Below are 24,838 nucleotides of genomic sequence, written 5' to 3' on the forward strand. Positions count from 1 at the left end.
TCCTTACAGGGAGAATGTCTCGCTTGGGGCTTGGGTTACATGGGGGTATATAGTGGCGCAGCGTGTGTACGGAGAACTACCGGGATATCCACCCGGAAGCAGATTCATCAACAGGCAGGCCGCATGCGATGCAGGCGTACACCGGCACACTCAAGCCGGAATATCGGGAACCGCAGAAGGAACGGAATCGATCTGCCTTTCGGACGGATATTCAGATGACGAAATCCAGGGCGACCTGATTACCTACACGGGGTTTGGAGGCCGGGACACCAATACCGGGCGCCACATAGCTGACCAGCAGCTTATTAAGGGCAATGCAGGATTGGTCAGGGACTACGATCTTGGGCGACCCGTCCGCGTTCTCGTCAAAGAATCGGTCTTGACAAAAAACAAGAAGGACACCTGGTACACATATCTCGGTTTATTTGTCGTGACTCAGTGGGGTTGGGGTGAGCGCGACGGATACAAGGTCCTCCGGTTCCAGATGCAGGCCGAACCTCTGGACAGCTTCACGCCGGGCGAGGTTTCTCGTGCATTAGTGAGAGGAGAAAACCTTCCGCCGCTGAGACGGACCGCGGCAGTCAATCGGAGGGTGCGCAATGCGGACGTAGCTGACTCTGTTAAGCGGCTCTACAATAATACGTGTCAAATCTGCGGCACTCAGTTGAAGACTGCAGCCGGAACGTATGCGGAAGCCGCACACATCCGCCCATTGGGCATCCCGCACGACGGCCCCGATATCCTAGAGAATCTACTTTGCCTGTGTCCTAATTGCCACAAAGAGTTTGACGGCCACGCAGTTACAGTGGACGAGGTCGGCAAGGTCTATGAATTTGGCCAGTACAAAGCCGACCTAGTCATACATCCCCATCATCAGTTGAACATGACGTATCTGGCGTATCACCGAGAGATATCGGAGAGTAAATCGCGCTGACGGCGATCCTGGAGATGGTTTCGCCGGCTAAATTGGGGGCCCTATTCAGCTCCTCTTTCCGGACCCTGGTGGGCCGCTTACAACTACCGAGGTAACCCCAGTGGTGAGGTTCCCGTATCTAGTGGGTGTTCTGATATGCGATCTGTCTTCAAAAACAAAAGCAGGGGCGACACACTGTATTACTGCTTTGTACTGTCTTAGACGAGGTCCGTAAGCACGACCGAATGTACGGAGCGCGTCATCAATGTCATTTGTTAGTGTGCGTGCGAGGTCCCAGAAGTTCTTGTTGTTTGGACGCGCTTGAAGTAACAGCTCGATGCGCTCCTGGTAGTGAATTAGCTTTTCCTCAGGGGAGTTGCCGACGAACCTGCCACGACCCAAAATGATCCCGGCATGGTGCAGGGTCAAAGGGGCAAATTGTAGAGACCAGGCTTTGAGGAATTCTAACGCAAGGAACACATTCTCGGTTCGCGACATAAGCTCCACTCGGTCTGCCTCATTTAAAGTAGCCGTCTCAGTAATTACTCGTGATACGGCACGGGTTCGACGCATTTCCCTATCGATGAGGGTGGTTACCAGCGTCTGCTCATTACGTACCGACTGAAGGATGCGCTTCAGTGATTTCACTCGAGCGTGAACTTGTTTGTTAATAACGGCAGCATCGGAGTCATCGTCAATAAAGTCGGTAAGCACGGACCAACCTTAGCCTAAAACATTGTGGCGGGCTGGCCGTTAGGGGGAGATGGCTCCAATTCGCAGGGGTCTTTGTTGATGCAGAGATAGGGCTGAAGTATAAGACGTATCAATGTTGAGCAAGATCTTAATCTCATTGCTAGCGAGATATCTGCTTCAGTGTGCTCAGCCGTATGAGATCAGCTGCAATTAGGGGTCTGAGAAATAGCGGGAGGATAGTGTCGGTGATGCCACGATGCTGTACCTTCGTCGGCGTTTCTCTCTAGCCGATGGGCTACAGCTTATCGATCCAAGTGTCCTCTTCACGGGTGTCCCAAGACGAGCCCGAGACAGGCTTCTGATGGTTCTGCCGTTCGGCTATGCGCTTCAAGACACGGCGAACATCTCTCGCCTGTAGCTCACGGATGTTGGCTACCGGACGAGCAGTACAGGATTCGATGACCTCCTGGCGTTCTTCCATGGAAGTGATGCCGGCTTGTTCAAAGGCCACCCGGATCGACGCGACTTGTTCCTCGGAGATAAGCGGTTCTTCGAAAGTCTTCTCTTCGGCTTGATCTTCAAGCTCGAAGAGTCCGGGTTCGTTGTCCTGCATGCGCATGGTCCTCAAAACGTGGAAAATGATCTCTTTCTAGGATACTTAGGCCCGCACCGGGCTCACGATTCGTTGACGTCTGTTCTCGCCACCAAAGGCTCCGACGCAACGATCGCCGCCCCGGTCCTATCCACGAATCGCTCAGCCAACGTCTTGATAGCGGTGTCCTCCGGCAGGGCGGCCGAGAACTTCAGGTTCTTGACCATCTCAACCGGCACACGTGGCACCACATTCTCGAATGAAAGACGAGCCAGCATCGACAAATCCCCAGCACCACGCAGGACCATGACGTCATTGAATGACTGTCCTTCGGCGCCCCCCATTGCCGCTCGAAGCGTCTCATTGGCCTTCAACCCGGCCCAGGTCCACAGATGTGCTTCATCGGCCACGACTTCGATGACAATTCCGTCCGAAGAAACCTGGCCCCTCCGCGCCTCGCGGACCAGATTCAACCGTTCAATCGCCCGCCGCGAGAGCGGCACGTCCGGAGTGTCCCCAAGCAGTACATCCCGCTGTGCCCGCATCATCTCGAAGGACAACGCGACCGCATCGCTCTGCCAGCGGACGTCCCCTTTATGCGCGGTGGGACTGACCAGGATCTCAAACCGATCCCAGTTAACCTGTTCAATGCGCCATGCCCGGCCGTTCATGAGGATCGGCTTAGCGTCCAATTTCTCGGCACCATGGCGGGGTAAAGCGAGCGGCGAGATGAACCCCAGCTCCTTGTTCCCGCTCACCACACGTAGTTCCTTCTCGGCGTCAAAAGAACTCAGCAGGTCCATAAAATGCCGGCGGCCGAATGACTTCTCGGCGGCTGGGCCAATCATCAGCAGCCCGCCGTCGTCGACGAGAAATGTTTCGTCCCGAAGATAGGCGAGCACTTCATCCCCGTCGCTCATCAGGTCCAGGTTTCCCCACCACTGCCGCCAGGTTTCAGCACCGTAGGCGCCCTCCTGCAAGGCTAGAGCCAAAAGCTGCTGCGCCGTCAGATGGCGCGGATGCGGGGGAGGAGTGATGGGCTCCACGAAGCCGCGCTTCCACAGCAGAAGGAGGCCTGCTGCCTCGAGAAACGCGTCCGTGCTCGTTGCAAGGAACAACGCATTACGCCGGGTGCCCGGCCTACGTCCAGTCCGCCCCAGACGCTGTAGGAAGGACGCCACGGTTCGCGGTGCATCTATCTGGATGACCCGGTCGAGGTCACCGATATCAATTCCGAGCTCCAAAGTGGAGGTGGCAACAATGACCGTGTTTTGGCCTTCCGCGAAAGCCTGCTCGGATCGACGCCGCTCATCGGCAGAGAGGGAAGAGTGGGACACGAACGTCTCGACGTCGAGCGTGCGCAGCTCAAAGGCGAGTTGTTCGCTGACCCGGCGTGACTCGCAGAAGACCAGCCGTTTCTCCCCGCGGTGAAGCGCTGCGATGACCTTGGCCGCGTTAGCGACCGATCCGACGTAATCCAGTAAAACCTCCGGCTCGGGGGTTGAGGCAGCACTCTCCTCTGACACCACTTGAAGCTCAGGCGAACCGGCCGCCGACGAGACCCGCCCACCTTGGAGCCACCTCCCGATCTCCTCCGGATTGCCAACAGTCGCGGACAGACCTATCCGCTGGATGGGTCGGTCCGCTATCCGCTCCAACCGGGCTAGGACACCAAGCAGGTGCCAGCCCCGGTCAGAAGCGGCAAAGGAATGCAGTTCATCAACAACGATGGACCGTATTCCGGAGAACAACCGGGCGTGATCCACGCGTCGGGAAACGAGCATGGCTTCAAGAGACTCGGGGGTGGTTAACAGAATGTCCGGCGGATCGGTAAGGATACGGCGTCGTGCTGTGTCACTGATGTCTCCGTGCCAAAGACCCACCCGCCGGCCGAGCCACTCGCCGTACTTGGTCACTCTCGGGTGAAGGTTGTTCAGAAGAGCCCGCAGGGGAGTTACATAGAGAACTGACAGACCCTGCCATTGTTCCTGGATCATTTCGGACAATAGGGGGAAAAGCGCAGCCTCCGTCTTTCCCCCGGCGGTCGGAGCGAGCAGCACACAGTCTGCACCCGAGCGGACGGGCGCTACTGCGGCTGCCTGGAGAGCGCGCAGACTGGACCACCCCAGGGAATTGACGACGTGATACTCGATAGCCTCGTCCAGGCCGGTAGCCCCCGCCATGGCTTAGAACCCCAAATCGACGTCGTCCACGGACGGGGCGGCGCGCAGATCGCCACGGGTCTGCGCTTCCCGCTCGACGTCGGTGAGCTCCGAGACGCTCAGCGTGAGCTCATAATGTTGGCGCGGATCGAACTCGGGAAACTGGTCGACCCTGTCGAGAACGTCGGCAACCAACTTTTTGAGGAAGACCCGCGGAGCCACCCCTGTCCGGCTTCCCAATTTCCCGGCGACGGCGCTGGCCAGATCGGCAATGTAAGCATCGTCTACTACTGAGCGAATCCGGTCAGCCGCTTCAGTCCCGGCGGCATAGATATCGCGGACACGGCTGCCCAGTTCCACCAACGTGTCGGGTGTAAATCCGTGGAGGCGGATCTGGGTTGCCCGAGGATTGTCGAACCGCGGATCAGTTCCGAAGTCCGTCTGGAGCCGCTGGGCCAGTGGAGGAAGCCGCTGGACGCCTTGCTGGCCGTCATAGAAGGCAGGGGTCCCGGTCATCAGCAGATACAGGCCGGGATACCGGCCGCTGTCCACCTCATCCATCAGCTGGCGAAGCGCGTTGAGCGATTTCTCCCGAACGTCCGATCGCATGCGCTGAAGTGTCTCCACCTCGTCCAGCACCAAGACCAACCCGGCATAATCTGAGTCGCGTAGAACGGTGAGTAATCCCTGCAGGAACCCAAGCGCTCCGAAATGGTCGAGTTCCCCGCGGACCCCGGCAGTACGCCGCGCACTGGCGGAGACATGCGGCTGACCGCCCAACCATGCCAGAAGCGCATCCGCATCCGCGTTGTTTCCTGCGGTACTCATCTGTCGGTAGGCACGCAGGGCCATGGAAAAAGCCGGAGCTTCCTTGGACACAGCAGCCAGACGCTTCTCGAGCAGAACATCTGCCCGCGCTGCCACGTCGTCGGCCTCAGCCGCGCCGCCGGCTTGGGCATCCTGGGCCAGCACATACAGCCACCCGTCAACGACGTCAGAAAACGCGCCGTTCGAGACGGTAGGCGTCGACAGGTTCTCGACGATACGGCGGTAGACCTTTTCCAACTTATACAGTGGGGTTTCGGTTTCCGAGATCTGGATTTCAGCCGTTGCGAAATTTTTCTTTTTAGCCCGCTCGGTTAGCCAGCGGGAGAAAAATGTTTTACCTGAGCCGTACTCACCGCGGACAGCTTTGAACTGGGCAGCACCATGCTTGACTGCTTCCAGCTCACCGTCGATAGCGGACTCGAAGCTGCTCAGTCCTACTGCCATAACGTCCAGCCCTTGCTGCGGCACAGTGCCGCGGCGCAGGGCATCGATAATCTCCCGGCGCCGCCGGGGACTGATGGAAACATCGGCCACTACACCACTCCGAACTGGTCCTTGAGCAAGTCAATGTCAAGGCGCAGGGTCTCACCGTCACTGTCGTAGGAAAGGATGTCATATCCCTCTACGTTGAGAACACGTTTGACTACCGCCAACGCCTGTCCCACGTTCGTGGCAGGCAGGGCGGCAGCCGATGCAACGGTGTCTTGGTGCGCACGGCCGTTGCGCTCGATGAGGGTACGGAGGACTGCTTCCAACAGAGAACCGGCCGAAGCCGCAGCTCGTCCTGCCAGTCTGACCTGGTCGGTGTAAACCTGTGACGTCAGTACACGGCCAACCAGGTCACCGCTTTTCACCGGCGTCGGGGCGGCAGGTTCAGCGACCTCGAAGAGAGAGGGTTCGCTGGTACTCTGAACCGGCTTTTTACGGGACTTCCTGGTCGCAGGCGCAGGCGCAGGCGCAGGCGCAGGTGTGGCGGCAAGCGGTTGTGTTTCAGCAATTGGGTCATTCCACCAGGCCGGCACCTGAGGAGGGGCCTGTTCCCATCCAGACGGGGCTTGCTGCGCCAGAGAATGCTGATAGACGAGGACCGGTACCGTCAGCTCCGCCAGGGAAGCTCCGCCGTGGTACCCCGCCCTCGACGCACCGTAGCGTGCATCCTCACGCCACAAGAGGACGGCTTCTCCATCCTCGGTGGCAACCCGAGGTCCACGCACCAAGACCTCTCCCTCCTTGACCGGACCCGAGGAAGCAGGACGCCACCGCGAGTCGGAACCGGGAACAGCGGGCAGCATCTCGGTTTTGCGCTCTACTACATGGCCGTGATCAGAGGTGAGAACAACGGTTCGCCCCGCGATGGACGCGGCGTTAAGCAGGGCTCGCAGCGGTTCCAGGTCTCCCATCGTCCATGGCCGGCCCGAAGTGTCATTCTTGTGCGTCGCATCATCAATGGCGTTAATGACGACGCCGACGACGGGGACACCGGGATCAGCGATCGCCGAGGCGACTGGCTCCGAGAGCTGTGCGCCGCCAGCAGCGCGCAGCTCTCCCTTATGGAACAGCTGGGCTCCGGGGAAGGCTTTGGCAAGACCATTTTTTTCCACCGCTGCATTTCCACTCCGGATTTCACCGCAGAACAAGCTGGTCCGGGAAATCTCCGTCATGGATGGTAATGCTGCGGTGGTGACGAGACGACGTTTGGAAGAAGCCGGCGCCCACTCGACGAGGCCGGAGCGACCGACCTCGGCAGACAGATCAGTGGCGATAGCGGCACTCATTCCGTCCAAGACCACCAGGAGAACTCCTCCATACGGTTTCCACGGATCAACCACAAGGCGCAGAATCTGTTCGACTCCGACTGCCGGTCCTTCGGTCAGCAGATTGGCAATTGCACTCTCCGCCACTGAGTCTCCCAGGTGGATAGCGGCCGCAGCGTCCCTCGCCCGTCGCCTCGTCTGCACTCGCTCAATGAGCCGACCATAAGCGCCGCCGACTTCGGGATCGCTGGACCCGTTCCAGAGCACTCCGACTGCGGCGTCGACCCAGGCGCCGTCGTCAATCTGGCGTTGGAGATCTCCCCGGAGGTTATGGCTCTCCTGCTCGGATGTTTCCAGCCAACGGGCAAGCCGTACCGCCATCCGAGGGGCGAGTTGATTGGCGTTGAAGGCTGCTTCTCGGTGGTCGAGAACCGCCGCCAGAGCTTCCTCCACGCCGGCCTTTTCATCCAGCGCTTTCCCGAGGGCACGCAGTCGAGCAGTGAAACCGGGACGAAGAATCAACGAGCGTTCGGCACCCGTCGGCCAGCCCAGGTTGTCACGCAGCAATGCCTCGGCTTGATCGAGTACAACGCCGAGGCGCCCCTCCGGGTCGCCTTCGCGGGATAGCCGCAGCACCGCAGACACCGAAGCGTTGGCGACGTCGCGCGCCTGCAACGGGGTCAGAGATTTGCCGCCCATGTAGCGTTCCAAAAGGCGTGTCCGGGCTGCAATTTGTTCTTCGACCAGATCGCCGGGCGGGTCAGGCCACAAAACGTCGATGGCGAGCCCGAGGGCCAGCGGTTTGACGAGCCCTCCGGCGGCGGCGGTGGTCCGCAGAGCGAAACCGGCCGCGGTTCCGTACTGCTGCTCCGCCCAATCGATGAGGTTGTTCTGCAGGCCTTGGTCCACGACAGACCAAGACGCCCTCGCCCCATTGCTTAGTGCCGTGAGGACGGTCACGCCGTCGAGAGATCCTGCATCGGTCCCCAGCAAATGCGCCAACAAGCCCCCCACAGCGTGCTCAGCGCTGACGGCAAGATCGGACGACGGCGCCCACCCCTGGGCGGGCTGATGGTCCAAGAGCGCGGTGGCAGCCCACTCGAGCCGGCGCAGATCCCGGCTGACTTCCCGCGCCCCTCGGAACAGGGCGGGGATGCTGCCCCATTCATCGGGGTCTTCGATCTGCTGCCGGTAGGCCCGGGCCAGAACTGTATCTCCAAGATCCGCACGTGGACGGTCGGTGAGGACCACCAGGAACTCGTCCTCAGCCTGCGCTGAATAGGCGTCAAGGATCGCAAGCTGGGAGATACCCTCGACCACGCGGACCCGTTGCCCGCTAACGGTTAAGGGACCACCCTGCCAACGAGGCTGAGCGCGCATCACCAGGACGCGTGACTCTCCACCCTTGGAGATGAGTTCAGCGGCGCGGGTACGAATGAGCGCCTCTGATACGGGAACGGTGCGCGTAGCTTCGGCTGCAGAGCTGATCACTCCCACCTCCAGCTCACCCGCAGCTTCTTACCCGGTACCGGATGCATGAGTTCCTCAGTGATCTTGCTGCCGATCTCCTGTACCTCGACGACGCGAGTGACCTGCTGGGTTTTTTCGCTGAGGCGGATCTTGTTGAGTTCCTCGAGCTTCTGGGCAAGGTCGGCTTCTCGCTTTGCCTGCTCCGCGGCTTGGGCTTCGAGTTCTGCCTGCTGCTTTGCCTGCTCATCGGCTTGGGCTTGGAGCTCAGCCTTCCGCTTTGCCTGTTCCGCGGCGTAAGCCTCGCGCTCAGCGGCTGCTTTGCGTGCGGCCTCCTTGCGCTCTCGTTCCTCTGCGTCCCGTATCGACTTCTCATGTGGATCGTTGAGGAGCGCCTCCGTCGCCTCTTCGGCAGCGGCGGCGAGAGCAGGTTTCAAAGCGGCGTGTAGCTCGGCTTGGCGGGCCACATCCCGCAGTTTGGAAAGGGCATCTGCAGCTTGCGTCCCCTCGAGCTTCGGCAGTCGTTCAATGAGCCCCCAATTCGCCCCGCGCAACGCGGCGGCGACATCCCCGGCGGCTGCTATGGACGTGGCGACGGCTTGCGGCTCATCAGGCAGATCAAACTGGGCCAGCACCTCGATCCTAGCAAGGGGGCCATCCGCAGCGGCCAGCGCTGCAACCAAGTCCCGTCCACGACTAACGGTCTGCCAGCGTGGGGACGTTTCATCCAGTCCCAGGACATCCCGGTGCGCAGACAGCTCCGTTGCGACGCCCGCCGTCGTAGCAAGAGCAGGGCGCACCTTCGAGACGAGCGCGTCGCTGACGCGCTGCACTGCGGCCGTAGAGAGATGGTATTCATCACTTCCCACACCGAACATGCCCTTGGCACGGCTGAGTGCTACGCGCCACTCATCTTCAGAGGGAAGCACCGGCTCACGCAAAACCATCTCCGGAGCGAGTCCGCCAATGCCTGGTTCCGATGTTCTGGAGCCCGCCCGGTACCACTCGCGATCGGTGACCTTTGCCCAGACGAGGACCAGCAGGTCCTTAATATCGGAGGTCAGCCCTCGCTCGGCAAGCACTTCGCGCAGTTTCCCGACTGTGACGTCCCCGGTGCCCGCCGCCCTTGTGAACTCATCAAAAAACTCGAAGTTCTGTGCGTCCAAGGCATAAGTCGTCTCCCGCAATGTGCCGGTGCGGTAAGCGGTAACAACACGACGGACTTTGGTACCAAGGGAGCGCTCCACGTTCTCGAGGCGCCCACCGTTGTCTACAGCCCTGCGCGCCAATTCCAACACTGAATTCAGCTCAGGTCGCCGGATTTCCTCGGTACCGCGCTCTATTTCCGGGTGTTTGGGGTACCGGTCCGTCAGTGCAGCGTTGAAAACACCTACGACGGCGTCACGCAGAGTCGCCGCTGAGGGCTTTGCCGGGGTGAAACCCTCGGCGAGGGTGACGAAGTTGCTAGTGCTGAGAGTCCTCCCGAGATTCTCCTCGTTGGCGGCATCGACGCCGTAAGCCTGGCGTAGCAGCGCCACCAATTGCCCGCGCAAGGAGTCGCGTTGGCTTTCCAGCTGACGGCGTGCAGGATCACGGTCGCTGACCGGCAGGTTTGCAGCGTACTGCTCCCATCGGTCGCCAGTGAGCAGGTACTCAAGTTGCACGAGCTTCCCGACGTCGTCCATGCGCTGGGAGGTAAGGAAGTGAGGCACCCACGCAACGGTGTCGGTGACGATGCCTTCCCGCCGAAGCGTAAAGATCCGTTCGACGTCGTCGGAGGGCGCCCGATCATCGAGGTCATCGAAGGGGAAATCGACCACGAGTTTCCACCGGCCGTCGGCTGCCTTTAGCGCCTCAACGGGGAGCGCGGACTTGTCCCGAATATTGCCGAACACGACGTCGACGGTCCGTTTTTGACCGCGCCAGACATGATCCACGGAGTACTCGCCGGCGTAGGAGCCGGTGGACACCGCACCGATTTCCCTGACAAGAGTGTCGCGGATGAGCTTGCGGCGGTTCGCGTGGGAATCCTCCTGAGTGACATGGGCCAGAATAGCGTCAAAATCGATACCGGTGAGCTGGAGGGTGATGACAGGATCCGCGGTTGAGCCGACCGTGATTTCCGAAAACTTGGACTGCCATTCTGTAGCGAGGGCCACCACCTGCCCGGACACGTTCCCGCCGAACATCGACACGACACTGCCGTAATTGAGCGCCGCGAGCTTGGACGCGGTGACGTCCTTCAGCGACGTAGCACCTGGCGCGATCGCCGCGACGAGCAGGGTCTTGGCCAGGCGGTCTTCCCTACGGAACGCGGAGTTTCGGCCTTCTGCCCTTGCCTCATCATCGGTGAGGTGATGTTTGTCCAGCAGATAGGGGCGCATCTTGCCGCGGTAGAAGGACGCCGCGGCTTCAAAGAGCTTGACCATGTCTTCGGTCAGCGGTTTGGCGTCCCCGAGCACGACGACGTCGAACAGGTCCCCTACAGGGATCAGGTCACCCACCGTGAATTCTTCGCGGCCCCGGTACAACAGTTCGCTCATGATCTTTAGCGCGGTGCGCTCGCGCTGCATGATGGCTGACAATGCCACCATCGCGTCAACCAGAGCGGGGGAGAAGGGATAGACCTTCTCGAAGTCGATGGCGGCGGATCCGGCTGCGTCGGTGAGCAGGTGTTTCCAGTCCGTGGGATTGGCCCGAATCCGTCCGACTGCCGCAGCAAGGGCAGCGCGTCCTTCATCGGATTGGGGGGTCAGCAGTCGACGATTAACAATTTCTGGAAGGTCAGCGGCCGCAAGGGTGATCTTGTCGAACCGGTCCTCCCACCACTGGAAGGAATCCTCCAGGGCGACCTGTTCAGCGCCTGCGTTGCCGCCGCCGAGGAAGTCCTTGAGCGCACGCTGCCGGGCGACGAAAGAAATCATCGGGATGGCCATTTGCCCTGACCCGGTTTCGACGAGCTTGGCCACCTTCGAAGTTTCGTTCTGGATGAACGCCGAGTCTCGCAGGTGGTTGGCCAGCCACAGGACTAATTCATCCAGGAAGAGCACCAGACCGTCGTAGCCCAAATCCTTGGCATGGGCGGTCATGACGCGCAGGCCTTCGTCAATGGGCAACCAAGAGGAGGTAGAGGTATAGGACTCGAAGTAGGTCTCCACGAGCGCTGCGGCAACTCTCTGCCGGTCACGTTCATTCGCCGTGCCGGTGGCGGCGGCATCGAGGTCGGCCGCCGCTAACCCGCCTTCGCTGAGGGTGCCCAGCACGGGGTCAAGCTCTGCTGCAAAGTTAGAGAAGAAAGATTCATCGCCCATTTGGGCCCGCAGTTTTTGGGCGTTCTGGAACAGCTGGTCGCTTTGGTGCAGCACCGGGGCGGTAGCGTCGGGATGCTTCGCCTTCACCGTGTTGATGTATCCCGAGAAGAGCGCGGCTTCGAAGGATTCCGCACCGATCAGGTGGTAATCGACTGCGAGAAATTGCTTGCCCAGGACGTCGGCATGCTCCGCCACAACGGACTGCAGTCCGCTCAATGCACGTGCTTGCGGATTTCCGGTCAGCAGCAGGTGCATCACGGCCATGTAGTGCGACTTACCTGCACCGAACGAGCCATGGATAAACGCACCCTTTGCGGTGCCGCGGGAGATGGCTGACTTCACCAGGCCGAGACCCTCGCCGAATGCTTCCGCGATTTTCTCAGTGACCACGTAATCCTTGAGGGTCTGCTCAGCCGCAGGGACGCCCTCATGGATGCGCATAACGAAGTCGTCGTCGTGGACAGCCTCAGGAACATGGATTGCATCACGCAACATCATGGCAAGGGCGCCAGAAGTGGGAGTGCTCATCAGCGAAAACTTCCGTTCATCGGGTGGATTAGGTCTACTCGGGTAAAAGGACGATGCTCCAGTTGATCAGGCACGTTTGCGTCCCCTTACCGTGGCTTGCGGCCGCCAGTCATTGAGGTCCTCGCGGGTCATCTGCAGCTGGGTCAGGAACTGGTCGATCTGGCTGGTAACGGCTTGGGCAGCGCTGGTGCCGAACTCGGGTTCGAGGTCGGTGTGCCACTGGTGCAGCCAAGGCTCCAGTTCCACGAGCCCGGCCACCATCGGGGCCAGAGCATCGTTGGATGCACCGAGTCCCTGCTGGTGCATGATCTCCCGCACCAGGGCGACGGCCTGGTCCCGGTGGTTCCAGCCGGCCCAGCCCAGCACGGGACTGGTGTCGCCTTCCCGGCCCAAGCCGGGATAGAGCACAAACCGTTCCTTCGGCACGTCGAGCTTGCCGCGGGCCTGCCAGTAGGAGACCTTCTGGAAATCCGGTGTTTTGTATTTCGGCGGGACCGGGATGGTGACCTTTTCCCCGGCGTCCTCGCGGCGCTGCAGATCCCAGACTTTCTGCCATTCCCGGTACTTCTCCAGACCGGAGGGCTTGTACCGGTAGGCCGCCAGGTACGGGACGGCCTGCGCCGGCGCCAGGGAACCGATCACAGCGGCCAGGTCCGGTTCAGGGTTTCCCGTGAGCACGCGGGCGAGTTCAAGCAGAACCTTGTCATGGCGCAGCAGGTCCGCCAACTGGGAGATTGAACGGGTTGCCGGCCCTTGAGGGTCATGCCACAGGCCCGCGTCTTCGAGGCGGTCCAAGATCGCATCTTCCAAGGCGACCCGGAGTTGCTTCTCCCATGGAGTGGTTAGCCAGCGGCGCTTGTACTCAGGGCGCTCCAGCAGGCGAATGTTTCGGTCTGTATCCATGAGGTCAAGGCGCTTTTGAACGAGCGCCCGGTAGTCTTCCGGCCACTGGGCCGGCAGATCAACGGTTGGAAGAGACCTGTGCCTTTCGAACCAAGCCGATTCCTCGTGGCCTGCCGCGATTCGCCGAGCTAATTGGATTTCAAACGCACGCTGCCCAAGTCGTATTGCGTCTATTGTGGAACCACCGTATCTCAGTGGCTCGTCGGTCAGCAGGCCATAGATGCCGTAAGTCTCCCAGTCAAGTTCTTCCTGTTCGAAGATAAGCCTGCCATTCAGGTTCACATAGTCTTCGTGGGCAGACGACAAGAACTCTGAGAGGGAACCTTTGAGCCCTTCTGTCCTCCAACTCGATATCGTCGAACGTGGAGTAACTTGGCTGAGAGAACTAGCAAGTTGATCGAGTACTTCCCCGCGTGCTGATGAAATATTTACGGGAAGAGGGAACTCCTGAACCTTCGTACCGGTGAAGTCGTAGAAGCGTTCCCACTCTTGGTCCGCGATCCCTCCACCGATTCCACCGTTCCCCTTGTCATGGCTGACCTGTTTGAGCCAGAAGCACGCCACAGAGCTATTGAGCGCACCCAACAGCTGGAAATGCTGCTTTTCAGACGCGTTATCCGGAAGCTTAATCACTGGCGCAGACTGCTTAAAGACTTTTCCACCGCGGTCGAGTACGAAATGGTTGTGCGTTGCGATGGAGGCAAAGACAATCGTCAACGGTGTCAGATAGCGCGCTCTAACCCACCGGTACCACGTCCACCACTCGTGGCCACTATTCTTGAGCGTCTCGCCACCAAAACCAGTCGTGGATTCTAGAACACGCCGAAAACACCAGAGGTGACGTCCCCAACTTGAATCGGGGTTGAACGCCACAGGCCGGAATAAGGAGTCGTATGGGGCTAAGGCAACCTCGTCAAACCGAATGTCCCAATCTCTGACAACGTCGCCTACAACCAGCTCCTTTCCATTTTCCACCGCGTCGCCGTGCCGATGAAACCATGCTTCGCCGAGTAAAAATGGTTCGTCGTTTCCGGGAAAGCTAGCGAATCCTATGTCGGTTGAGAGCAGTGACTTCAGACGTTTGTCAGCACGGTGCTCTAGCGCCCTAAATACCTCACTCGCGCCGCCGCCGGAGAGCGACCATGGAAATGTCGTAAACGTTTCACGTTGCAGATCCGCGACGCTGACATAAGCGCCCTCAAGTCCAGGTGAGTCAATGCCTTCTACGATTTCGGTCCATACAAGACCCATAGCGGGGTCTTGGGGACGGCCGGGTTCTCCTCGGACACCCAGAACAGCCCGGACCTGATCAGCGACGGGGCGGCGGCGTCGGCCGATCAGGATCACCGTCGGGGTGCCGTGACCGGGGATGTATGCCCCGGAAGTATCAATGACGTGGGTCAGGTCCACCGGGTTGTCCAGGTGGTAGCCGGCGAAGAGGTCCTCGATGAGCTTCTTGCCAAACTCACGCTTCATGAACGAGTTGGAGGTGATCTGCCCGACGAGGCCGGCGCCCTGTCCGGTGCCGCCCTTGATAGCGAGGCGGAAGAACAACTCCATGAACGGTACCGAGAGTGCATACTTCCCGGCGGTTGTTTTGTAGGCGTCTCGGTAGGCCTGGTTCAGGACCTTGTCCTTGACCGTGATGTACGGAGGGTTTCCCACCACGACGTGGTAGCGGCCGGGCTTGAGGATGTCCGTGTATTCGCCCAGATCCTCAGTGGCATACGTGTAGGTGTTCTCCCCGAAGAGGGTCTTGGTGACGCCCTGCTCGCCCAGGAGGGAATCACCGATGGCCAGGTGGAATCCCCACTCCGGCACCCCAACCAGGGACTTCTCCCCGGCGGCCAGGAGTCCGGCGACGGTGAGGCGGAACCGGGCAATGGCAACGGCGAAGGGGTTCAAGTCCACGCCGTGGATGGAGTCCATGGCTTTGCGGACCCGCTGCTTGGGATCCATGCCCGGTGCTTCGGCGGCCCACTGCTGGTTGAGGCGTTCGAACGCACCGAGGAGGAAGTGACCGGAACCGCAGGTCGGGTCGATGAGCTTCAGCCCCTCAATGCCGAACTCGTTGACGGCCGGGGTCAGGGTCCGGTCGAGGATGAATTCCTCCACGAACACCGGCGTCTGCAGCAGGGCATAGGTTTTCTTGGCGTGCTCGGACAGGTCTTGGTAAAGGTCACCCAGGAAGCGGGTGTCTAGGTCCGGGTCGGTGAAGTCATGCACCAGGTTCCCGCCGGCGTCGGTGCGGCGCCAGAAGTCCAGGAGGCCCTTAGCGGCTTCGGCGCTGATCTCGGCACTCCAGACCGGGTTGTGTTCGGGGTCGACCAGAGCGGCCCCGGCGGGCTGGGCCGCGAGCACGCGGAAGGCCTGCTGCAGCCAGTCCCGGTCATGGTGGCTGGTGTTGGTGCGGAAGTAGGCGGTCTGGTTCTCTCGGGCACGCACCGTCCTGGTGCCCGGTCCGGCGATCCAGCCCACCGGGACCGGGACCCCGTCCAGGGTGGCGCCGGCTAGCAGGTCGTTGTCTTCGCAGAATCGGATGAACGTGGTGGCCACAATCCAGGCCACCGCAGCCTGGTCGACCTCGTTGTCCCGCCACGCTGTCCAGGACAGACCCGTGCGCTCCCGCCTCAGGGCCTCGGCGTGCTGCTGCTGCAGGAGGGCACCCCAGGCTGTGGTCGCGTCGTCGGCCCGTTGCCTCAGATCGGCCTGCAGGACCTTCAGCTGGGACTTCAGATCCGGCAGGAGGGTAGAGGACGTGATCATGCAAAATCTCCGGTCAAAAAAGTACGGTCAAAGGTGGAAGAGGCGGTGCCTTCGGGACGAGTCAGCTCGCGGGGAAGATCGATCCAGCCGCTGGGACCCAGCGGCACGGACCGGCCCTCCAACAGAGGTGCGCGGGCATCGCCGGGTTTGGCAACCAAGAGCCAACGGGCTGCCGGGCGTTTACTGCCGGTGTCGAGCAGGGACGCCAGCCGCGAAGCCATGTCATACCGCATCAGCGGTCCGACATTCGTCAGCAACAGCGGTTTGGCGGATGCGATCAGGTCGGTCCAAAGTGGTTCGACGGCTCCCTGAACGACTTGCACGAGGGACTTCCATTCCTTGCTTTCCCGGTCCAACGCATCGTAGCCGAGCAATCCGGTCCAAATACCACCGGCCTTCTCTATTCTCGCTTTGGCTGCACGGACCACGAGGTCTGCGACGTCGACGACCTCCACGCCGTAGCGGGAAGCTAACGTCTCCGCGGCAGCGACATACCGTTTGGGCGCCACGGTGAGAGTCAGTGCTGCATTTCTGCCCAGTGAGTCCTGCAACTTCCGGGAGACGTCAGCGGCAGGCGTTGGCGTGAACTGAGTGGACGTTCCTGTCCCGGTGCCCGATAGAACGGTGCTCTTGGGGGCATAAACTCCGTCCCGGTTAACCAGCTCGGGATATAGCTCTCCCATCAGGGAATCGAGCTTGTCTGAACTCGGAAGCGACTCGGTCCGGTGCGGGAACCGAGCAGCCAAGGTGCGCCGCACCGCCATCTGGCTGATGGAGCGTCCAGGTTTACCCCGCATGGCGTGTTCAAGTGCGTGCTTGATCGGCAAGTTGCGTGGGTACAGCTCCTGGAATCCGGATACGGCCGCTGTCTGGCTGGCGGCAGCGGACAACCGCAGCAGACGGGTGTCGCTCACATACCATTGGCCGGCGCCGCCGAGCTCCTCGACAACACTGCGAAGTTCCTGGATTGCCGTGCTGGCGGCTACAACGCCGCCTGTGACTAGTTCATCGGCTTTATTTCCCAGCTCTCCGGCGAAATCTGTGAGGAGGTCAGCAGATGGGGATACATCGTCCTCCTGGGGCTCTGTCTGGTCACTGAGCGCCAGCAGAGCGGCCTTGCCGCCGGCACGGCGACGCAAAACAAAGTTTGGCTGACTGTCTCGGGCGTCGAATTCGACGATGGCCCGCACCAGGGCCAGCCCGTGAGCCAAACGCTCAGGGCCGTCCAGGGTGGAACCACGGAGAGTCAGGAGCGCACTCGCCGCTTCCACCACTGTCATGACCCGCCCGGCATCAACGAGGATCTTGATCAGCTCTCCGCACGCAGCCACGAACGGCTGATTCTTCGACCACGTCGAGGCGGCGTCGTCGAGCATCGTCGTGACGCGTTCCCTGGTGGTCTGGAATTTGGAGGTTACCTCGGCCACCGTGGGCCATGGTTCAGCCTCGGACAGGCCCAGGAGCCCTTTGGCCAGCGGCTTGTCCCCGGCGGGAAGCATTTCCAGCAGATCGCCAACCACCCGGTCCACCCCGAGCGTTATCTCGGCTCCTTGAGCGGTTTCCGCCGGGCGGAGGGCTTTTCGCCACTGAGAGATGCGGGCTTGAATCTCCTTGCGATAAGTCTCGCCCAGGCCCCGAATGCCGTTGATCTTGACCGGGTGAACACCGAGGACATCCCCAACGGTAACTATGCCGTTGAGGCGGCGCAGCGCCGACAGAGCATGCGCCGATAGGCCTGACTGCTCCAGTGGTGTCTCGAGCGTTACGTTAGCGGCAAGCTCATCATCTTTCTGTTTTGCCTCGACATCCAAGGCGAGGGATGCGAAAACGTCGGTCCAAGCGACCAGCAGGTCCTCAACGTTGCCAAACCGCTCGTTGAGATCCGGCGAGAGGGCCTTCGTGAACAGCTCGGTGAGCTGAGCGCTCACGGCGGGATCGAACGACGTCGGCTCAATCACCGGCCGGTCAGAAGGGTGCGCCGGTGCGCTGGCTCCGTTTGGCCACCAGGGCAGCACGCCGGTAGCCATCTCGAACAGGGTCGCCGAGACGGACCAAAGCTCGGCAGCGCGGTCGTAACGCGCACGCCGCCCTGTGCCGAGGAAGGGATCCAGATAGCCAGGCGTTCCGGAAGAAATGTTCTCCAGCGGTTCACGCGCGAGTGAGAAGTCGAACAGCGTGAGGTGAGGCTTCCGAGAGCCTGGGTCGGGAGCGATGCCCAGGTTCGCAGGCTTGATATCCCGGTGGAAAATGCCCTTGGCATCCACGAGGTACGCCATGGCCTCCAACAAATCAGTACCCCAGCGCTGCAGCTGCTCCAGGGTTGACTGGCCTTCCTTGACCAGACGGGTAGCGAGCGTCTCTTTGCCCGCATCCGACATCAGCAGCGCAGTGCGGCCGCCGAGCTCGAGCTTTTCACGCAGTCTGACGATGCGGGGATGCTCGAGTCCACTGAGCACTTGGGCTTCGACGTCGATTCGCCGCCCGGCAGCGTCATCCCGGGCGACTTTGAGGATGAGTTCCCTGTCATCGCCGGTAGCGTCATCCAACACCGCCAGGGCAACTCCGGATGATCCCTCGCCGCGGCGGCCTTCGACCAGGAAGCGTTCGCCGATCATATCGGTGCTCTGGGCATCCAGCGGGTCGGTGATGACGGCCCGGGGGGCCTGATCATCCGGACGGCGGACTTCTTCCCAGGCCAAACGGACCAGGTCCAGCGCATCCTCCACCGAGGCTGGACGCTCGGCCTCATTGACAGCCGTCAGTTCGCCAATAACATCGGCGAGGCTGTCCGGCAGTGCAGCGGTGACGGTCCGCGGATCGAACCGCCCCGCCTGTTGCTGGATCTCCTGCACCTCGGCGATCGTTGTCGCCGGTGCCTTCCCCGTGAGGATCAAGAACGCCATAGTGCCGAACCCGAAGACGTCCAGCGGGGCGCCGGGGACGTCGGTGACGGTGTGGCGTGCCTCAGGTGCGAGCCATACCATGTCTTCGGCACCGGCAATGCCGAGAAGGTCGGTCACTCCACGGCTGATGGTCCACCGCGTCGTCGTGGCTGTGTCGTGGTCCTTCTGCGCGGAATACCAGTCGCGGACTTCGAGCCGCGGACCATCCGCAGACGGACGCACCCATACCCGGTGCGGTGACAAAGCGCGGTGGAAAAGATGCCGATGGTGGGCGAAGCGGAGAATGTCGCCAAGCTGCTCAACCAAGGCAACGCGTTGGTCGAGGGTTAGCGCAGCCCCCTCGTCGGCGAGGAACGCATCGAGCGGACGCTCTTCGGTCTGATATTCGAAAACCAGGGCAGGGCCGTCGTCGGTCACCAGGAACTGCTGGGGTACAGCGATGCCTTCATGGCGGATTCCGAAGGTGAGCTGGTATTCGCGCTGAGCCAGCTGCTCGATGCGTTTGCGTTCGGAGGCTGAAGCCTTTGGCGGTACGTCGTAAAGCCGCAGACGTTGCTTGATTTTGGGAAGGTTCGGGTGGGTGACGACTACGTCCTGCCAGTCGACGCCCTCGGCTACGGGGTCTGAATCGGCAACGGCGTAGTCCCCGACCATCCGGGTCTTCGGGGTAGGAAGGAAGTCTGCCTTCTCGCAAAGGTGCCGTACGAGCTGGGCGCGCTGGGGATCGATGTAATCCCGGGCGTTGGGCGGGGGAGTCTTCAGGAACTCGCTCAGGCGTTGCAGCGGCGGGTTGGAGCTGACGTTGTACTTGTCCAGCTTGATGACGCCGGCGCGTCCGGAGGGGTCGACGGCGAAAGTCGAGCCCTGGCCATGCAACACAACGAGCGCATTCACCCACGGAACGGACTGCTCCGTGTAATGACCGGATGCATAGGTCTTCAGCAATGACGACAGGCGTTTCGCCTTCCGGTCCGTCACGAGGAACGGGTTCGGGTGCGTCTTGCCGGGCTGGTACCAGCGCTGGGAGTTGCCGGTGATGGTTCCGTGCCACCCCTTGAGCTCCACGCAGAACAGTCCCACAGGAGTCAGGAGCAGTACATCGACTTCGGCCGTTCGATTGTTTGTGTCGATGAAGGTGAGGTTGACCCAGGCGGTGGTGCGGCCGTCGTCGGGCAGGACCTCGCGGAAGGCCTCCAACGCGGCGGCTTCCTCCGGCGTGGCGGCAGGGCCCATTACTTTCCAGTGGGGCGAATCAACCTTCATCGGTGTATCGGTGCTCCAGATTCGCTCGTTGTCGTGATGCCTGTGCGGTGTTGCTTCCTGCATATACAGCTTAGATCGGTAAGCGGGCGAGTAGGAGCTCGACACCCGAGCAATAGCGTTCTGGTCACAGCGAATTTGGATGCTCTGGGGCAGACGCAAATCCCGTCGCCAGCGCTCTGCCGGCAGGCTAATGCCGGAAGCGGTATACGACCAAGCGTTTACCTGAAGGCCCGGTGGCAGGGGAAGCTGAGGCGCCCGGGCTGTGGACCTGCCTCTCGCTTGTACAATCGAGGTGAACACACGGCGACACGATAAAGAGAGAAAAATCGAAGAACTACCAGCGTCAGGATTGTTATTGGCAATCTGCACCAGCCCACCGAAAACGAGTGGAATCCGGACGCTCAATCGAGTTGAAGCGGCCCGAAAAGTCCTCTGCTTTGAATACGTTCGCTTGGCAAATATGTTCCCTTTCCCGACTCAATCATCTGGGGAATTGAAGACTCTCGGGGCTCGAAAAGATCCATGGATGATATCCCGTGACGAAATACAGTCTGGGATTTCCTTAGCGGACGGCATATTGCTCGCCTATGGGACGTCGGCTCCGACAGGCCCGGCGAGGCACCATTGGAGGGACCAGATTTCCTGGCTATCCCGCATGCTTGAGCCTACGGATATCCCCGTTTGGTCCGTTAGTGACGAACCAAGGCATCCTTCGCGCTGGCACCGCCACACCTTTCGTGAGCACCCCGGTGTGCCGTTTGATGACGCGCTTTCCCTTGTGCTCAAGGAACAGCAGTTGTCCGAAAAAGGCTTGGTGAGCCACGCCGAATAATGCGACACCGCGTAAGCAGTTGCCAGGACGCTGTTTCTCCGTCACAGCCTTAGCGCGAGGATGCCAAGGGAGCAGTCGTCTTTGGTGGCAGAGCGCAACCTTGTATTGACGAGCTTCCGCAGGTGTTTCTTGTACTTGGAGCTTTTTGACTGCGCTCGACGCGGCTTTCCGACGGCTTCGATCAGTTTCGCGCACGCTGGGGCCAGAGTTTTTGACCGGAAGTCGTACAGGCTTTCGCTTGTTCCGTCACTCATCGTGATGAAACCCGCAACCCCTTCCAATTTTCCGCGGTAGAGGCGCATGGAAGCCAGGGCCGAGGGCGACGTTACGAAGGTGGTCTGGTTTGCGAACTCTTCATTGTCAGGTGTCGAAACGACCTGCAGCCGGTCCTGCTTCACGTAGCCGATGACGCCGTCGCCGACATGCACCGCGATAAATCTGTCACCTGACACTGCGACGGCCAGAAACGTCGATGCGAGCTCTGGAACAGCACAGCCTTGCTTATCGGCAATGCCTGCCAGTCGGCTGAGCAGACGCTCGAGAATCAGCTGACGCGCTTCTTCGGCACCAGTACTGGCGATGAGGTCCGGGAAGCGCTCCGCGAGCAGCGCGCAGCCTTCTTCCACTACTGCCTGTGCACCGAACTCGGAATATTCCGCCGATCCGGCACCGTCGGCTAGACACAGCACCTGGACACCGTGGCGAGACAGATAGGCAGTCCGGTCCTGGCCGCGGGTACCGTTCTGCTCGTGCCCTCGACCACGGACCTGATGGTGGAATTCGTTGAACATCTAGAGTTCCGCCCAGCCCTTCAAACCCTCGAGGTCGAGCTTCACCGTATCTCCAGGAGTCGACCGGGACACGCGGGAGACGGACTTCGACAGCCACTCGAAGAACTCCTTGAAACTGAGTCCCCGTAGGCGCAGCGGGGGACGATTGGGGCTGAACCTAGCCAGAACGCTCATGTCTGCGTCGGAACCGATCCCGATCGGGAAGACTGTTAGCTTCTTTTGGGCGACCAGATCGGTGACGCGCTGTATGGCGCGTTCCAGTTCTATGGAGCTGCCGTTCGGTTGGCCGTCCGTCATCAGGACAAGCCAAGGCTGGTAGTAGAGGACGCCGGCTCCGGAGTACACGGCTTTGCGGTTCTCCAAGGTATCCAACGCCAGGTTTACACCCTCGCCTAGCGCGGTGCCGCCTGTAGCGTGAATTTGCGGCATCGGTTTGACTAGCAGATCTATGCTGGCGAAATCCTGGACGAGCTTCACCGTGGAGTTGAATTCGACCACGCTTACCTCGGCCGCGTCGTGGGCATCATCGTCTTGGTCAATAGCGTCATAAAAGAGGTTTACGCCTTCAACGAGCTCGCGGATTTTTTCGCCCATCATGGAGCCACTTGAATCGAGGCACAGGGCCACCGGAACCCGGGGTGTTGGGTTCTCTACGAGGTCATCGGTTCCAATGTTGAGCGCCATCAGGGAGTCACTTTCGGTTGAGGTGGTGGGTTTTTTGGGCGGATCAGCGCAACGATCAGGAATTCATCCAGTCGCTGAAGCGCCGCCATAGGCTCTTCTTCTGCGTAGTACCAGAGCTGACGGCGGCGGGCTGCTTACGGGTGTACGACGCTGGCTGGTTTGTGGGCGCCGTGGGGCACGTCTTCTTTATCTTCTGGTGTGTTTTCGGTACCGAAAGCCCCCGCGATATGAACCACTGTTCGTGATCGGGCGTAATGAACGGCTGGCGGCAATCGGCACACAACCGATTGGGATTCAGCTGCCCCGCCTTCACTGCGCAGCTCGTGCAGCGCCCGAACTTAAGTTCGGGCTTCATAGTCGGTGTTCGGCAGTCCTTGCAAGGAACAAGCTGACAGTTTATGCAGCGCCCACCGGTGAGGTGGGCCCGACGAGTCTCCTTTGCACAGCTGACACACGTGCCGTAGTTGCGTTTGTGGTTGCATTCCCAGCACCGCCCGTCTCTCAACGCTGCGGGATTCCTGGGCTTGCTGCAGTCCGAACACTTGGGCACGTTCCTCCGGCACCCGTCACAGAGTTCCGGCGTCCAGTACGTCTTTCTCTCGTCTTGCCAGCGTCCGATCAGTGACGTACCGCATTCGCCGCACGGGTATTCAGGAGTAGCCGCTTCCATCTTGCGGAATCGCGTCGGGTAAACGTCGTGGGACAGAGGGTCGAAGTCGTCCGAGCTGCCGAAAAACCTCCGGTAGTTCCTGAAGACCTTGAGCCATTCCTCCGCTGAGGGCCCGTTGTCATAGCGGGTGCCGTCTCGATGAAAGGTGTTCCAGAACATCCGCTTCACGAAGGACGGCAAGTGACTCCACATGAACTTCCAGTTACCTTCAGGCTGGTCACGGTCTGATGCGCCCTTGAACTGGAAGGCAAATTTTCCACTCCTGATCAGTTCTGCGAAGTCGCCACCATCAACGCCGCTACGGGCGTAGGGAAATTGGCCGGTAATCAGGATCATGAACAGCATGGTTGCAACAGCGAAGAGCTCGTCCTGCTCCGTGCGGAGTGCATCCGCGTAGTCTCCCTTGACGTTGGACGCGGTAAACATCGGCGTACCAACCGGACACGGATAACCTTCAAGCTGCCACGAGTCAGCATCGATAATCCACACATTCTTGTCCGTATCCAGCATGACGTTTTTGGGATTGATGTCGCCAAGAAGGATGTTCAGCGAGTGCAGGTAAGCCACCTTCTCTAGGAAGGATATGCAGACATCAACCAAGTCGGCTTTAGACCAGTTCGGATAGGTCCGCTTGAACCGCGCAGGGCGCATAACGGTCGCTTGCAACTCTTTACCGCTGGCGCGCGGCATCTCGTAGCCGACGAACTCTCCGTCCAGATTCGTGACCATACTGATAGGAAAACCGATGCCGTGACGTTCCAGCTTCCTAGACAGAAGGAGCCTTACCTTCTCCTTGCGGTGCTCTGAGCGGTGTTCAGGGTCGAACACCTTGACGACTGTTCGGTCGTCGCCGACAACGGTGTAGACGCGTCCTTCGCCGCCCTCGCCGAGCAGGGCGCCCAAAATGAGGGGACGGGTGCCGTTTGTGGCGGAAATGGCCCGTACTTCGTCACCTTCAACCGTAGGCGCGATCCTTGGGAGAACGGCATCAGGACCCTTGAAGCTGGGCTTTGAACTGAATGCCCCGACAGTTGCTTGGTCTACGGGCCGGGCCGGGCGTCGTGGTCCTGGAGCCGCCGTCCGGGCTGTGGGCGGCTCTCGTACTGGTTCTACTCCGTAAGTTTCTCGAAACGCATCGAGCAGTGGCGTGAGGGAGTCGACTTCCCAGTGGTCCTTATTGTCCGCCGATCCCTCATCAATTTGTCGAACCTTGCGCTTCAGTTTACGAACGCCTCGCTCATAGAGAGCCTGGTCGTTATCTACCTCTATCAAGCCATCTTTCGTGACGGTGCCCGTTACGAGACGTCGATCAATCTCTGCGGCCAGTAGACGAATGCGCAGGCGCAGCGTGATGTCATTTGTAATCAAGCACATCTCATACTGGGGGGCATAAGCCTTGAATACATCGACGAACAGATCGTCGGCGTATGGATTCGAGATGTCACCCAGATCCGTACGAATCAGGCCAAGCTTCTCAGCGTCCCCCAGAAAAACGAGAGCGTTAGCAGCCTTTGCGGTGGGTGAAGGCTGAGACTGATTCGGTTTGGCAAAATGAGCTTTGCTGTTCTTACGTAGTTCGTCCACAACCTTGCTTGGCACAACAATTGGGTGGCCCTGAGAAAGGATGGCTTTACCGCAACGCTCAAACAACCTCTTCAGAGCACCCTCGCGAGCGGGGTCCGTGTCCATAAATACATTTGTGTCGATGAACAGGCGGCGGTTCGAGACAACGAATTCTTCCGGCGGATAGCTGATGGCCGTGCTGGTGCTGGTCATGC

Annotated in this window: 12 protein-coding genes; 1 reads left to right on the top strand and 11 read right to left on the bottom strand. The window is 60.4% G+C overall.

Annotated features, from left to right (window positions below):
• Window positions 1–52 precede the first annotated feature (52 nt).
• Window positions 53–934, top strand: coding sequence for a YDG/SRA domain-containing protein (locus AC5RT8_RS05600; protein ID WP_494094721.1), 882 nt, complete (start codon window positions 53–55; stop codon window positions 932–934).
• A 45-nt stretch (window positions 935–979) separates the two neighbouring features.
• Here AC5RT8_RS05600 and AC5RT8_RS05605 read toward each other — a convergent pair whose 3' ends face one another.
• From AC5RT8_RS05605 to AC5RT8_RS05655, 11 genes are all read right to left on the bottom strand, one after another.
• Window positions 980–1,627, bottom strand: a complete 648-nt coding sequence (locus AC5RT8_RS05605) for a hypothetical protein (RefSeq protein ID WP_494094722.1) — start codon at window positions 1,625–1,627, stop codon at window positions 980–982.
• 274 nt (window positions 1,628–1,901) lie between these two features.
• Window positions 1,902–2,219 (bottom strand): hypothetical protein, encoded by a 318-nt coding sequence (locus AC5RT8_RS05610; protein ID WP_494094723.1) that lies wholly within the window; start codon window positions 2,217–2,219, stop codon window positions 1,902–1,904.
• 62 nt (window positions 2,220–2,281) lie between these two features.
• Entirely contained in the window at window positions 2,282–4,381 is a 2,100-nt protein-coding gene (locus AC5RT8_RS05615) for a DEAD/DEAH box helicase (RefSeq protein ID WP_494094724.1), read from the bottom strand.
• A gap of 3 nt (window positions 4,382–4,384) precedes the next feature.
• Window positions 4,385–5,722: a BREX system ATP-binding protein BrxD gene (brxD, locus tag AC5RT8_RS05620; RefSeq protein ID WP_494094725.1), complete on the bottom strand. Its 1,338-nt coding sequence runs from the start codon at window positions 5,720–5,722 to the stop codon at window positions 4,385–4,387.
• Window positions 5,722–8,439 carry a BREX-2 system phosphatase PglZ gene (pglZ, locus tag AC5RT8_RS05625; RefSeq protein WP_494094726.1) on the bottom strand — a complete coding sequence of 906 codons (2,718 nt, stop codon included), beginning with the start codon at window positions 8,437–8,439 and terminating at the stop codon, window positions 5,722–5,724. Before pglZ ends, brxD begins: the two co-directional genes overlap by 1 nt.
• On the bottom strand, window positions 8,430–12,248 hold the full coding sequence (locus tag AC5RT8_RS05630) for a DUF6079 family protein (protein ID WP_494094727.1): 3,819 nt from the start codon (window positions 12,246–12,248) through the stop codon (window positions 8,430–8,432). Before AC5RT8_RS05630 ends, pglZ begins: the two co-directional genes overlap by 10 nt.
• 66 nt (window positions 12,249–12,314) lie before the next feature.
• On the bottom strand, window positions 12,315–15,917 hold the full coding sequence (gene pglX, locus AC5RT8_RS05635) for a BREX-2 system adenine-specific DNA-methyltransferase PglX (RefSeq protein WP_494094728.1): 3,603 nt from the start codon (window positions 15,915–15,917) through the stop codon (window positions 12,315–12,317).
• Complete coding sequence (pglW, locus tag AC5RT8_RS05640) at window positions 15,914–20,146, bottom strand: BREX system serine/threonine kinase PglW (protein ID WP_494094729.1); 4,233 nt, start codon at window positions 20,144–20,146, stop codon at window positions 15,914–15,916. The genes pglX and pglW overlap by 4 nt, the downstream gene beginning before the upstream one ends.
• 810 nt (window positions 20,147–20,956) lie before the next feature.
• A complete protein-coding gene (locus tag AC5RT8_RS05645; RefSeq protein ID WP_494094730.1) occupies window positions 20,957–21,706 on the bottom strand; it encodes a PP2C family serine/threonine-protein phosphatase in 750 nt (249 codons plus the stop codon).
• Window positions 21,707–22,390, bottom strand: a complete 684-nt coding sequence (locus AC5RT8_RS05650) for a vWA domain-containing protein (RefSeq protein WP_494094731.1) — start codon at window positions 22,388–22,390, stop codon at window positions 21,707–21,709.
• Between the two features lie 55 nt (window positions 22,391–22,445).
• Window positions 22,446–24,836 (bottom strand): protein kinase domain-containing protein, encoded by a 2,391-nt coding sequence (locus tag AC5RT8_RS05655; protein WP_494094732.1) that lies wholly within the window; start codon window positions 24,834–24,836, stop codon window positions 22,446–22,448.
• Window positions 24,837–24,838: the final 2 nt, after the last annotated feature.

Source organism: Arthrobacter sp. Ms25, assembly GCF_059090365.1.